The organism is Saccharibacillus sp. CPCC 101409 (assembly GCF_030518235.1).
Taxonomy (GTDB): domain Bacteria; phylum Bacillota; class Bacilli; order Paenibacillales; family Paenibacillaceae; genus Saccharibacillus.
In genome coordinates this window covers 179,538-193,199 of the sequence record NZ_JAULSA010000006.1, presented here as the reverse complement: position 1 = coordinate 193,199, position 13,662 = coordinate 179,538, and the positions used below count along the sequence as shown (strand labels likewise).

11 protein-coding genes are annotated in these 13,662 nt (G+C 60.2%); 2 read left to right on the top strand and 9 right to left on the bottom strand.

Annotated elements, in window-relative coordinates:
- The first annotated feature begins 197 nt into the window (after positions 1-197).
- The gene (locus QWJ34_RS15185) at positions 198-2,552 is read left to right on the top strand and encodes a M13 family metallopeptidase (RefSeq protein WP_302729058.1); all 2,355 of its coding nucleotides are present in this window, start codon (positions 198-200) and stop codon (positions 2,550-2,552) included.
- A gap of 165 nt (positions 2,553-2,717) precedes the next feature.
- Here the strand turns inward: QWJ34_RS15185 and QWJ34_RS15180 are convergent, their stop codons facing one another.
- On the bottom strand, positions 2,718-3,353 hold the full coding sequence (locus QWJ34_RS15180; RefSeq protein WP_302729056.1) for a nitroreductase family protein: 636 nt from the start codon (positions 3,351-3,353) through the stop codon (positions 2,718-2,720).
- A 120-nt stretch (positions 3,354-3,473) separates the two neighbouring features.
- On the opposite strand from QWJ34_RS15180, the gene QWJ34_RS15175 reads away from it, so the two are divergent.
- Complete coding sequence (locus QWJ34_RS15175) at positions 3,474-3,842, top strand: helix-turn-helix domain-containing protein (protein ID WP_302729055.1); 369 nt, start codon at positions 3,474-3,476, stop codon at positions 3,840-3,842.
- A gap of 123 nt (positions 3,843-3,965) precedes the next feature.
- Here QWJ34_RS15175 and QWJ34_RS15170 read toward each other — a convergent pair whose 3' ends face one another.
- The 8 genes from QWJ34_RS15170 to QWJ34_RS15135 all read right to left on the bottom strand — a co-directional run bounded on the left by QWJ34_RS15170 (position 3,966) and on the right by QWJ34_RS15135 (position 13,506).
- Entirely contained in the window at positions 3,966-5,042 is a 1,077-nt protein-coding gene (locus QWJ34_RS15170) for a sensor histidine kinase (protein ID WP_302729279.1), read from the bottom strand.
- 101 nt (positions 5,043-5,143) lie between these two features.
- On the bottom strand, positions 5,144-5,848 hold the full coding sequence (locus QWJ34_RS15165) for a response regulator transcription factor (RefSeq protein WP_302729054.1): 705 nt from the start codon (positions 5,846-5,848) through the stop codon (positions 5,144-5,146).
- A gap of 270 nt (positions 5,849-6,118) precedes the next feature.
- Positions 6,119-6,868: an SDR family NAD(P)-dependent oxidoreductase gene (locus tag QWJ34_RS15160; RefSeq protein WP_302729053.1), complete on the bottom strand. Its 750-nt coding sequence runs from the start codon at positions 6,866-6,868 to the stop codon at positions 6,119-6,121.
- Between the two features lie 61 nt (positions 6,869-6,929).
- Positions 6,930-8,366, bottom strand: a complete 1,437-nt coding sequence (locus QWJ34_RS15155) for a hypothetical protein (protein ID WP_302729052.1) — start codon at positions 8,364-8,366, stop codon at positions 6,930-6,932.
- Positions 8,367-8,839: 473 nt separating this feature from the next.
- The gene (locus QWJ34_RS15150) at positions 8,840-9,490 is read right to left on the bottom strand and encodes a ThuA domain-containing protein (RefSeq protein WP_302729051.1); all 651 of its coding nucleotides are present in this window, start codon (positions 9,488-9,490) and stop codon (positions 8,840-8,842) included.
- Positions 9,491-10,198: 708 nt separating this feature from the next.
- Complete coding sequence (locus tag QWJ34_RS15145; RefSeq protein WP_302729050.1) at positions 10,199-11,611, bottom strand: MATE family efflux transporter; 1,413 nt, start codon at positions 11,609-11,611, stop codon at positions 10,199-10,201.
- Between the two features lie 170 nt (positions 11,612-11,781).
- The gene (locus QWJ34_RS15140) at positions 11,782-12,963 is read right to left on the bottom strand and encodes a GGDEF domain-containing protein (protein ID WP_302729049.1); all 1,182 of its coding nucleotides are present in this window, start codon (positions 12,961-12,963) and stop codon (positions 11,782-11,784) included.
- 21 nt (positions 12,964-12,984) lie between these two features.
- Positions 12,985-13,506 (bottom strand): GNAT family N-acetyltransferase, encoded by a 522-nt coding sequence (locus QWJ34_RS15135; RefSeq protein ID WP_302729047.1) that lies wholly within the window; start codon positions 13,504-13,506, stop codon positions 12,985-12,987.
- Between the last annotated feature and the right edge of the window lie 156 nt (positions 13,507-13,662).

Here is a 13,662-nt window from a genome sequence, read left to right as displayed (position 1 = left end):
CAATCAATGATCCGGAACCTTTTATTTCCTTTGGCGTATACTTAAAGGAAAGCAAGCAAAACCGAAGCTGTTCCTATCGGATTCCGAGCACGGCTTCGGTTTCGTTTTGCCGCAATGTCCGGACGGCGCTCGCCGCGGCTTCCCGCCCGGGACCGCCGTCCACTCATGCAATCCTACATACTCAAGGAGGAAATCAAGTGAAAAAAGCTGCAAAGCTGCTCCTCGCTTCATCCCTGCTTCTGTCCGCCCTGCCCGTATCCGGGCTGGCGCTGGCGCAGGAACATACGCTGACCCGGGCCGAGGCGGTGAATTATCTGCTCGGCATCTCGGACGATTACGCGCCGAACGTGGGCAAAGGCGATATCCTGCGAGGCGACGCTAAAGGAAACACCAACGAAGACCGCGCGGTCACCCGCATCGAAGCGCTGCTGATGCTCGGCCGGGCTTTCCCGGATCTGCCGGCTCCTAAAGGCAACGACCTGCGCCAGACCGGCACTCCCGCCGCATTCACCGACGTGCCCGCCTGGGCGCAGAGCGAACTTTCCAGACTGGCGCAGGCGGGCATCGTCGGCGCGACGGCGGACGGCAAGCTCGGCGCTTCGCAGCCGGTCACGCTGGAACAGCTGACGACGTTCACGCATCGCGCCATGGCGCTGGAAGGTTCCAATCCGCGCGACGATTACTACGAATACATAAATAAAGACTGGCTGAACAAATCGACGATCGACTCGGGCGAAGCCACGAACGGCGTATTCAACGAGCTGACGGCTTCCAACGACTCCAGGCTCGGCGAGATGATCGCCCAGATCGCGTCCGGCCCGCAGACCGCCGGTTCCGTCGAGCAGAAGATCGCGGATTTCTACGGCAACGCGCTCGACGTCAAACACCGCGACGAACAGGGCGTCGAACCGATCGCCAAATATCTCAAAGCGATCGACGAAGCGTCCGGCGTCCAGCAGCTGCTCGACGTCACGACAAAGATGGAAGACGAACTTTCGACCGGTTCGATCTTCTCGTTCGGCATCACGAGCGACGCGAAGAACAGCAGCGTCAACGCGCTTTATTTCGGCGGCATGAGCACAGTGCTCGACAAGAGCAGCTACGAAGCCGGAGACGCCAAAGTCAAACAGCTTTACACGTCCTACCTTTCCGCGCTGTTCCGGTTGGCCGGAAGCGACGCCGAATCCGCGCAGTCCCAGGCGGAGTCGATGTTCGCGTTCGAAAAGCAGCTCGCCGCCGCTTCGATGGACATCCAGGATACGGGCGACGTCAACAAATACTACAATCCGTACACGATCAAAGAATTCGAAGCGCTGTACCCGTCGATCGACATGGCCAAAGTGCTCAAAGAATTCAAGCTCGATTCCGCCGACAAAATTATCGTTACCGATATCAAGCTGACGAAGAAATCGGCCGAGCTGCTGAAGAGCGGCAATCTGCCCGCGCTGAAAGCGTACACCAAAGCGCTGCTGCTGATCGACACAAGCGGCGTGCTGTCCGAAGACCTGGAGAAGCTAAACGAAGACTTCCAGGCGCAGATGTTCGGTATCGAAGGCCAGAAGACCCGGCAGCAGAAAGCGGTCGCCCTGACTCAAAGCGTGATGGACGACTACCTGGGACGAATGTTCGCGGAACGCTATTTCAGCCCGGAAGCGAAGCAGGACGTGGAGAAAATGGTCGGGCAGTTCATCGGCGTCTACAAACAGCGAATTCAGGATCTGGACTGGATGTCCGAAACGACCAAAGCCAAAGCCCTGAAAAAGCTGGATACGATGAAGATCAAAGTCGGTTACCCGGACAAATGGGAAGACAGCCTCAAAAACGTGTCGATCGCCTCGGTCAAAAACGGCGGATCGCTGTTCGACAACTTTATCGCCATCGGCAAAGCGTCCAAAAAAGAAGCGATCGAATCGCTGGGACAGCCGGCGGACAAAGACGGCTGGGCGATGAGCGTTTATACCGTCAATGCTTATTACAATCCGATGAACAACGAGATCGTGTTCCCGGCCGGCATCCTCCAGGCGCCGTTCTACGATATCGACGCCAAGCACGAAACGAATATGGGCGCGATCGGCATGGTCATCGCCCACGAGATCAGCCACGCGTTCGACAATATGGGCTCCGCCTACGACGAGAACGGCAACGCCCTGAACTGGTGGACCGAAGAAGATTACGCGAAATTCAAGCAGAAGCTCCAGCGGGTGGTCGAGTATTACGACAGCGTGGAGATCATGCCGGGCGTAACCAACAACGGCGCTCTCACCGTCAGCGAGAACGTCGCCGACCTCGGCGGCATGGCCGCTTCGCTCCAGGTGCTGTCGCAGATGCAGAACCCGGACTACAAAGCGTATTTCGAAGGCTATGCGACGATCTGGCGCACCACGATGAATCGCGAGACCGCGGCTTATCTTTCCGCCAACGATACGCACTCGGCCAACAAAGTCCGCGTCAACCGCACCATCGCCAACTACCCGGAATTTTATCAGGCTTACGGTATCACCGAGAAAGACGCCATGTACGTCGCGCCGGAGGAGCGGGTCAGCATCTGGTAAAATTCGCTTCCTCGCCCCGCTCGCCATGCGCGGAAACCGCGTATCCGCGGATTTCGCGCAGCACGCAGCACGGCAAAGCCATCCTTCAATACGAAGGATGGCTTTTTGGCAGTCCTTTTTACAGGCTGTTTTGCAGCTCTTTTTCATTCTTTTTCGCCGCTGCTTTTACCGCCAGAACGTAATCCGCTCCGGTTCCAGCCGCACCGATTCGTAACCCGTTTCTTCGGCTTTGCCGAGCGCCAGAATCATAACCGGCGCATACCGCTGCGGGTCCAGATCGAACGCTTCGGCCAGCTTGTCCGCTTCGAAGCCGCCGATCGGATTGGTATCGTACCCGCGGGCTCTGGCCGCCAGCATAAGCTGCATCGCGAACAGCGCGCTGTCCACTTTGACGATATCGTTCGATTGTTCTCTCGTCAGCGCGGCGTAGTGCGGCTTGATCGCTTCGAGCTGCCGGTCGCGCACTTCCGGCGGCATCTTGCCCTGTTCGACGGCCGTATCGAAAATAAAGTCCGCGTTCTCGTACTGCCGGTGATCCCCGAAGATCAGCAGCATCGCGGAAGACGTATCGTTTTGCAGCGTATTGAACATCACGAGCGGACGCAGACGGGCTTTGCCTTCTTCGCTGTCCACGACCACGACGCGCCAGGGCTGAAGATTGCCCGAAGAAGGAGCGGTCGCGGCGTCCCGGATGATCCCGGTCAGTTCTTCCCTCGATATGCGGTAATCGGACCGGTAAGCGCGGATCGAACGCCGCCCTTTCATAATCGCGTTGAAATCGTTGGATGGGACAGGTTTCATATTCAAAACTCCTTTTTCCGTGCAGGATATGTTATCGTGTGAGATGTCATCGTCGTCACACTGAGGAGTTTAGACTATGAACCCCGCTTCATAGCAAGAAAGAAAATTCGAGGTGATTGCATGAAGATCAGCGAAGTGGCAAAAGCGGCGCAGCTGCCCATCTCCACGATCCGCTATTATGAGAAAATGGGCATTATCCCCGACGATTATTTGCGCAGGGACCGCAATAATTACCGCGTTTACGACCAAGAAATTGTGCGGCATCTGGATATCGTCAAGTTCTGCCTGTCCCTCGGGTTCTCCGTCAACGAAGTCAAGGCCATGATCGACGGCGTAGGCTGCGAACGCTTCGAACAGGACCGCCTGCTGCGGGATAAAATAACGGAGATCGAACAGGCCCAGCAGAAACTGGAGGAAGCCAAACGGCATCTGAGCAGCTTTATGCAATCGGGCGTAACCTGCGACGAGAAGTTCGGCACGCCGTCGTAACGCCGTCCGTTCGCCGGGCCGGCGCGATTCGCGAAGCGGCGGGATCTTGCCCCACAAAGCGCCGAAACCGAAAGAACCGAAGCCTTCCTTCCCGGCTCCGGTTTTTTCGCTTGTCCACAGTCCTCAATCTTCCCGATCCCGCGCCAGCGGAAACCGCATCACAAAGTCCGTCCGGCCCGGCCGGCTCAGCGCTTCGACCGTGCCGCCGTGCTGCTCGACGATCGTGCGCACGATCGCAAGCCCCAGCCCGCTGCCGCCGGTCCGCTGCGAGCGGGACGCGTCCACCCGGTAGAAGCGGTCGAAGATATACGGCAGATCGCTTTCCGGAATGGGATCGCCGAAGTTGCTGACCGCGACCCGGGCCCGATCGTTTTCCCGCGATACGTCCAGCTCGACCCATCGTCCGGAGCTGCCGTAGCGGACGGCGTTGCTGAGCAGGTTCTCCAGCACCCGCGCCAGCTCGCCCGGCGAAGCTTGAATCCGCAGTTCTTCTTCCGCGGCGTTCACCCGGTATTCCATGCCCGCGGCTTCCAGCATCGGCGCCGCTTCTTCCGCGGCCTGGCGCACCAGCCGGCCCAGGTTCAGCGGCACGAAGATCCGGGGCGAACCGCCGCTTAGACGCGTGTACTCGAACAGGTCGTCGATCAGCTTTTTGAGCGTCAGCGCTTTTTCGTAGGCGATATTCACGTAGTAGCGCAGCTCGATTTCGTCGCGATAGCGGTCTTTTTCCACATACTCCAGAAAGCCCAGAATCGACGTCAGCGGCGTGCGCAGATCGTGCGAAACGCCCGTAATCAGCTCGTTCTTGGCTTTCGCGGCGGCGCGCTCTTCCTCGATCGAACGCTCCAGGCGCTCGGCCATCCGGTTGAGCCCGTCCGCCATGCGGCCGAATTCGTCGGACGACGTCACTTCGAGCCGGTGCGACAGCTCGCCTTCCGCCATCCGCTCGATCCCGCGCGCAAGGTTCTGAAGCTCGTTGACGATCCGCCGCGAGAACAGGAAGAAAAACAGCACGAACGCCGCTACGCCCACCACCGCCATCACCGGCCCGGAACCGATCGAATTGACGATTCCGTTTAGCAGAATCCCTCCCGGCGAATCGCCGGAAGCGGAATCGAGCTCCATCGCCAGAGCGGCCGACCGGTAGCCGAGCAGCAGCAGCGCCGCCGTCCCCAGTCCGCTGAGCACAAACGCGTACATAAACCGCCAGCGCACGCTGTGCAGCGGATTCGAAGCCGGTTCTTTTTGCCCGCCGTGCCGCTCGACTCGCCGACTGAACCAAGCCCCGTCCAAGTTCCGGTTCACTGTTCGTTCCCCCGGAACTTGTAGCCGACGCCCCAGACCGTTTGGATATACCGCGGCTTTTTGGCGTCGCGTTCGATCTTTTCCCGAATCTTGCGCACATGCACCATGATCGTATTGGACGATTCCATAAACGGTTCGTTCCACACCCTGTCGTAAATCTGCTCGGTGCTGAAAACATGTCCGGGCGTGCGCGCCAGCAGCTCCAGAATCGCGAATTCGCGCGGCGTCAGATGCACCTCGCCGCCTTCGACGGTCACCCGGCGGTTGTCGGTATCGATCGTCAGCCCGTCCACCGCGATGCCGCCGCAGCCGGATTCCGCCGCCGTATTCGCGCCCAGCCGGTTGTAGCGGCGAAGCTGCGATCTCACGCGCGCCACCACTTCCAGCGGATTGAACGGCTTGACGACGTAGTCGTCCGCGCCGATGCCGAGCCCCGCGATCTTGTCGTCATCCTGCCCTTTGGCCGACAGCATGATGACCGGCATATTATGGCGTTCCCGCAGTTTGGCGCAGGTCTCGATCCCGTTCATCACGGGCATCATCACATCGAGCACGATCAGGTCCACCTTTTCCCGCTCCAGCGCCTCCAGCGCTTCCCGTCCGTTCTCCGCCGTCAGCAGCCGATAGCCCTCGCCCCCGAAATACATGCGAAGTAATTGCAATATTTCCGGCTCGTCGTCGACCAGCATGATCGTTTCCATCTTGTTCGTCTCCCCTTTATCGCATGCGCCGGCCGCAGCCCGCGCAGTAAGTTCGTTCGTCCCGGAGCGGCTTCTCGAGCGGGCTCCACAGATCCAGCATACTCCGGGATTATGAACTTTTTATGCACGGGCGTCAGGGCAGTGAGCGGCGGGCGAAGGGCGGATTCGGGTTTGGTCAAAAACGCGGGCGCGTCAAAAAGCGGGGCCCGGAGGTCCCGCTTCGCGTTCGGCGCACGGCCGAATGTCGGTCTATGGAGAGGGGCTGCGCGGCTACCAGGGCCATTCCCTGCCCTGCCAGTCGCGCATAACCAGCCGGTCTTCGTCGACGGCGCGGGGTTTTTCGTCCCACGGCAGCGCGGCGCCGAGGAAATAATCCAGCGCCGGCGCGGCGGATTCCGCCGGTTCCAGCTCGGCCTGCTCGTTTTTCTCGCCGGACATATACGTCTTCATCCAGCCCGGATGGTAGACCCGGAACGTATAGCCGTCCGGGCGCAGCCGGCTGAACAAACTTTTGATGCCCATGTTCAGCGCGGCTTTGGACATGCAGTACGCAAACCAGGCGGTGCGCTCCGCTTTGCCGATGCTGCCCGCTTCGGACGATACATAGCAGATCCGCTTCTGTTCGCCGCGCTCCAGCAGCGGCAGGAACGCTTCGGTCATCCGCACCGGACCGAGCGAATTGACCTGGTATACCCGCAGAATATCTTCGTAATCCTGCGGCGCGCGGATCGAATCTTCGCTCTTGTCCGTGATGACGCCCGCGTTGTTGATCAGCAGGTCGATGCTGCGCGTGCGCTCCTCCACGGCGGCCGCGGCGGCCAGCACGGACGTGTCGGAAGACACGTCGAGCGGCAGCCGGACCAGCATTCCGGGATAGCGCTCTTCCAGCTGCTTCAGCTGCGGCCAGTCCGGCAGGTAGCTGCCGGCGAATACCCGCCAGCCGCGTACGAGCAGCCCTTCGGCCAGCGCCAGCCCGAGTCCCCGGTCCGCGCCGGTGACAACGGCGTTGTGCTTGATCATAAGCTCATCCTCCTTTGGATGGGACGTCCGGCGGACGGCAAACGCACGGGCAGCGGCCGGATCAAAACGGCCACTCCTCGCCCCGGCTGCCCGTCAGCACCAGCCGCTCTTCGTCGGCGTGCGGGTTGGCGAAGAATCCGGCGGCGAAGCGCGCCGATTCCGCGATCGAGGCCGGCAGCGAAGCCGCCGGGCGGGAATGTTCGGCCGGAGCGGAAGCCGAACCGCCGTGCGTGTCCGCGCCCGGTCCCGGCGCGGACGATCCGGGCGCGGCCGCCGCGCCGTGCCGGCCGTTCAGGCCGGGATCGTACAGCCGGAACGTGTACCCGTCCCGGCCGAGGTCATTAAACAGCAGCTTCGCCTGCATGTGCAGCGCGGTACGCGCCATGGCCCGGCCGACCGGCGACTCTTCGCCGCCGCCCGCCGAGATGCTGCCTTCGCGCGAAGACACGAAGCAGATCCGTTTCAGGCCGCCGCCGTCTTCCATCAGCGGCAGCAGCGCCGACACGGCGCGCAGCGGCGTCAGCGCGTAGGTCTCGTAATCGCTCAGACGGCTCTGCGTCGTCTCGCCGCCTTCTTCGCCGCCGAGAGCGGACGACGCTTCGCTTCGGTCCGCCGGCTGCGCGGGCACGATCTCGCCCGCGTTCAACACCAGCAGGTCGATCCGGCCCGCCAGATCGGCCGTGAGGCGCGCCGCTTCCTCCAGCGCGCCTGGCCGCCCCGCGGCCAGCGGCAAAGCGTGCAGCCGCCCGTGCTCCGGCAGCGCGCCGGACACTTCCGCGCCGCCGCGTTCGCCGGCGGCTGTGAAATCGGCCGCCGGGCTATCGGCGGCGGTTTCCGCATCGTTCGCGATTCCGGTTCGATCCGCCGCGCTGCCGACCGCTTCCGGCCCGGCCGCCGCGCCGGAAAGATTCGCCGCGCCGCTCGCAGCTCCCGGTTCGTCCACGGCTTCGAAAGCGCCCGCCGTACCCCCGGCGGTTCCCGGCTCGTCCACCGCCGCAAAAGCGCCGCTTTCATCCGAAGCTTCGGACACCGCCTCCGCTTCCCGGGCTTCTCCCGCTTCAATCCCCGCGCTTTCCGCTTGAGCGCCGGGTTTGGGCCGCTCGCCGCTTTCCGGCCCGTAGCCGACCGAGCCTTCGAAGTCGCTCAGGCCCGAAGCGCCCGTGCCCGACGGGATATCGGCGTTCTCGCCGATATGCGGGCCGTGCGTCCAGCCGCTGGCGCCGCCCGGCTCTTCGATATCGCCGGCGCGCGGGCGGCCGGGCGAAAACTTCGCTCCTTCGGCTTCCGGCGCGGGACCCGCGCTGGCATAACCGCCCTCTCCCCGGCCTTGTTCCAGGCCGGCTTCTCCCGCAGACGAAGCGGAAACGCTCCGCTCTCCCGTTTCCCCTTCCGCTCCCGGATCGCCGCCGATCACATTCCAGCCCCGGGACACCAGTTCCCGACCCAGCGCCGCTCCAAACGGCTCGCGCAAATTAAGAATCCATGCGGTTCTGTCCATCGCCAGCTCCTCCTTGGATGTTTTTTTTGGATGATCCGTTTATGCTCCAACGAACCTTCCGCTTTCGAGCAGGTCGTCTATCTTTGAGCAAACCGCTCTATCTTTCGCCGATCGGCCGTACTTCCCGTCGAGCGGCCTCAAGCCGGCGCAGAAAACGGTCTTGCGTCGTCTCTCGCCCGCTTCTTCCGCGTCTAACGGAACAGAGAAGCTCTATTCCGGCTTTTTTGGCCCTGTTCGTTTTCTAACGGAACGAGGCGGCCTTATTCCCGCGTCATCTACCGAATCGGGCTCGCAAATCGCCGATTAACGCCGCTGGGTTCCGTTAGCTTTGGCGAAGCCGCTCAAATCACTCAATAGCGTCTGTGAGTTCCGTTAGTCCCGAATCAGCGGCCGCCGCATCGAGCGATTCGCTTATATACTCACGTAAGAGCACGCGCACGGGGTCAATGAATATCGCGGATCGCGGCTCCCGCTCAAACGCCCTGCTCCGCCGGGTCCCGCTTGGCGCACCAGTACAGCGCGTTTCGCAGCAGGCGGAGGAACATGGGATGCGTCCATACTTCCGGTTCGTGGCCCGGCGTCAGTACGCAGACCCGACCCCGGCCGTACGTGCGCGTCCAGCCGCCCGGCTGCGCGCCGTGCTCGGACACCGTGGTCATAATCAGGTCGGAGACCGGGTCTTCCCATTCCATAAAATAGTGCTCGTCGTGTACCGGAAACGGTTCGACGCCCTGCGCGATCGGATGCTGCTTCTCCGGATTGACCGTCACCTCGCAGGCTTCGGGATGGCGGATAAACGCGCCTCCCAGCAGCCTGCGGAACGGCTCGTCCTCCTCGTAGCCCGCCGTGCCCGCATGGACGGCCAGCAGGGAGCCTCCACGCTCGACGTAATGCTCGAACGCCTTCTGCACCCGTCCGCTCATCCAGAATTCTTCTTCTTCCGGCGACTGGCGGTTCGACCGGCAGACCAGCACGACCGGATACGCTTCCAATTCTTCGGGATCGAAATCCTGCACCCGGTCCGTGATTTTAAACGAAAACTCTTCGCCGTCCAGCTCTTTCAAGCCGCCGCGGACCGTATCCGCCGGATGCCAGCGGTCGCCGCAGATTGCCCATACGTTCATCCTCCAACACTCCCTTTCTTGAAAACGGCCTCCGGCGGCAAGCTCCGCCGCCGCTTCCGGCCGTTATGTAAAACGGGATATACTTCCTTTCTTATATTAACCCGAAAAGCCCCGTTCTCCCCGTCAATCGGCGGCAATGTTGCGGGAGTGCGCGATCCGCCGATTTGTTTCCCTTCATTCGTTCAGCCGAATCGCACACGGTTTAGGCGCGAAACGAAAAAGCGAACCCGACATGGGATTGAAACACGCCCCAGATGTCAAAACTCTATTTTATCAAAGTCGTTTCAGCCCCGAGTACAAGCCGGCAAGACATGGAATACCGCACAAAATACTCAAATAGCTGCGCAGGCGCATTTAATTCGGTCAAAATCCTGGGTTTGCTCAAAATAGCTTCGCAGATACAATTATTTCATGGAAAATATCGTGTTCGGACGCAGCTCGGCGGAAATAATTGTATGAGCGCAGCTATTTGCTTTAAAAGCCTATTTTCATTGAAAATAAGTGCATATACGGCGCTATTTGCTGCTCCATGCGCAATATTTTATCCGGTCTACGGCATACAAGATCCCAACAAAAAAGGAACCCGCGGCAGCGGATTCCGAATTTTGTTTTTTTATTCTTTTAAATAACACGGTGCATAGCCGTTCGGACGCGAAGCGCCTCCGCACCGCAGCCTTTTCCCTTGCACCTGCTCGCCTTAAGCCGCAATCAGGCGCTCGCGGCGGGAGCCGTCTCGATCTGTTCCGGTTCGGCATGCTGGACGAGCGAGTGTTTTTTCCACACGCGGCTTTTCCAGCGCATATACATGACCGATACCCGAATCCATTCGTCCGCCGCGATGGCGAGCCAGATGCCCGGAAGACCCATGTTCATTTGGAACACCAGCACGTAGCCGAGCGGAAGGCTGATGCCGACCATCGACACGAGGCCGACGTAGACCGGGAACTTGGCGTCGCCCGCGGCGCGAAGCGAGCCGATTACGATCATATTGAATGTGCGTGCGGTTTCCAGCACGATGCTCAATACCAGCACCTGCGTCGCCATGCGGATAATATCGGCGTCGTCGGTAAAGATGCCGACGAGCGGATGGCGCAGGGCGATCACGACCAGATCGACCAGCACGGTAATAACGATCGCTCTTTTTACGCTGCTCCATACTTGATGGTACGCGTCTTCTTTACGATTCGCGCCGACCAGGCGGCCGACGATAATGCCGGTGCCGATCGCCACGGCGACCGCGAACAGGTAGATGAACATGGAGATGTTCGTCGCATACTGGCGGGCGGCGAGAGCCTGCGCGCCCAGGAACGTCGCGTAGAAGAAAAAGATCATCTGGCACGACTGGTACGTAATCTGCTCCAGCGCGGATGGCACGCCGATGCGCAGGATTTTCATCACATACTCGCGCGACAAATTCAGGTAGAACTTGAATTCGATCCGCACTTCCATAACCTGATACAGCATCCACAGCAGCACGACCGCCGCGACGGCGCGGCTGGCTACGGTCGAGATCGCCGCGCCCTGCACGCCCATCGCCGGGAAGCCCAGATGGCCGAAGATCAGGACGTAGCCGCCGGCCACGCTCAGGATATTCATGCCGAGCGCAACGAACATGGTCAGCTTGGTTTGTCCGTATGTGCGGATCGTGGCCGACAGCATATTGATCAGCGCCTGGAGGAAGATCGCTCCGCCGACGATATGCAGATAAGATTTGGCGAAAGTCAGAATATCGCCGTGCAGGTTCAGCGCGACCATCAGATGATGGCCGAACAGCAGGAAGATCGCGCTCATCGTTACGCCGAGCATCACGTTCAGCGTCAGCGACAAACCGGAAATCTTGGCGGCTTCGTAATGATTGCGCGCTCCCAAATATTGCGCGATAACGATAGCGGCACCGTTACCGACGACTTCGAGAATCAGGATGGCGATCGAGATGACCTGGTTGGCCGCGCCTACCGCCGCCACCGCGTCGTCCGACACGCCGCTGAGCATCATGGTATCCGTAATCCCCATCAGCATAAACAAGAAAACTTCCAGGAATATCGGCCAGGTCAAACGGAACAGATTGAATTCACGCTCCAGCGGAAGCTTGGCCGCAGCGGCTCCGTTCTTCGTTTTCATCTCTTCACCCTCCTTCGATTGTTTGTGTAGGATGAGGCTGGCCGATTCGCGGACAGCTTCAAAACAAACAGTATCTTAGCACGGCGAAGATGAAAATACAGCCCTTTTTGCGAAATTTCCTGAAAATTATATTTCACGTTCTCAAAGTTTCCGTTTTTATATATAAACTTTCATAAAGGCAAGCTTTCGAGGACCGGTTCCGGCACGGAATCCATATGCGGTTCGGCGCGGCGTACCTGATTGCGGCCTTCCCGCTTAGCCTGGTACAGCGCCAGATCGCAGCCTTTGTAAATGCGGTCCAGATCGACGCGGCTTTCCGGCACGAACGTGACCGCGCCGATGCTGAGCGTGTACGATCCTTCGACCGCAATCCTCAGCCGTTCGGCGGTCAGCGTCGATTCGGCGCGGCTTGCGCCCGGCAGCAGCACGGCGAATTCGTCGCCGCCGTAGCGGCCGAACAGATCGTCCGGTCCGAGCTGCCGCTCGACGATTCCGCTCATTTCCCGCAGTACCCGATCGCCGGTATCGTGGCCGTATGTATCGTTGATCGTTTTGAAGCTGTCGATATCGAACAGCAGAAAAGAAACGGGTTGGCCGCGTTTGGCATAACGTTCCAGTACGGCGCCCGCTTTGTGCAGAAACGTGCGGCGGTTCCAGATCTGCGTGAGATCGTCGATGCTCGCCAGCCGCACCAGTTCTTCGTCGGCCTGCTGCTTGGCCAGCAGCACAAAGCCGGTATTGCCCAGAATCATGACCAGATAAGCGGCGATGGAAAACAAATCGCAGCTCACCTGCATGGCAAGCGGATTCGCCGCGCCGTGCGGCAGCAGCGCCGCGACCGCCCGGATCAACAGTGCGACCGCGACAAAGACGTACAGGACGCCCATCAGTTTGCGCAGCGCGGTCTTGCCCCGCAGCGCAAGCAGCCGGAGAGCCGGCGGCAGAAGCAGCAGCGCGGGGAACACGGAAGCGACCGCGATGCGCACGCCTTCCACATTGTGAATAAACACGACCGCATGGAAAGCCGCGACAGCCAGCACGGTCAGTCCGGCATACAGCCGGCGCACGCGCAGGCCGAACGCTCCCTGCAGCCGCAGCAGCGCGGCGGCTTCGAAAGCGATGCCCACAAACATCAGCGTATTCGACAGCAGCACGATCGCCGGGCCGCCGAGCAGCCCCTGCGTCAGCAGCACCGCCCAGGCGCAGGCCTGGACCAGCTTGGCGATAAAGAAAGCGGAGATCGAACGGTCCCCGCTTTCGTTTCGGCGATAGGCATAAAGCAGCACGACGGTAAATATATGCCCGCAAATCAGCGTGATGTATACGGTTTGCGGGTCCAGATGCACGAGCATAATGTTGTCCTCACTCTTTCTTCAAACCGTCAGACGGTCGATATCGTTCCAGCAGAACGCAATTTCCGTAAACGGCTCGTCGCCGATCCGGATTTCTTTGCGTTCGAACTCTTCCGCTCCCAACCGTTTATAGAAATGAACGGCCGGATTCGGTTCGAGCACCCAGACCATCAATGAACGATAACCCCGTTCTTTCAATTCGGCAACCATTTTTCGAAACATCTTTCGGCCGACGCCTTTGCGCTGTTCGCTTTGCAGCAGGTATACCGCATACAGTTCGGCTTCCTGCGTGCGTCCGGTCTCGCGGCTCTGTCCGAAATCGAGAAATCCGCAGATCTGGCCGCGTTCGTTCTCCGCCACCATGACGCCTTCGTCGAGATCCGGGCGGCGCAGGCGGTCTTCCCAGCGCGTCCAGCGCTCCTCGACGGACAGACTGTCCAGATAAGCGTCCGAAACGATTCCTTTATACGTCGTTTTCCAGCTGTCGACATGAACCTGGGCGATGCCTGCGGCATCTTCGGGTCTGGCGATTCGAATGTTCATCTGGATCGCTCCTCTGTAAAAAGATTCAAGCAACGCGAACTTGCCCGTTTGCGGTCGACGAACGGGCGGGAAAGCGGCATGCCGATTGTAGTTCTATTCTCTGCGGCGGCGGGATATTCCTGCATCTGGAAAAGAATTCTTTTCCATGTATGGCTA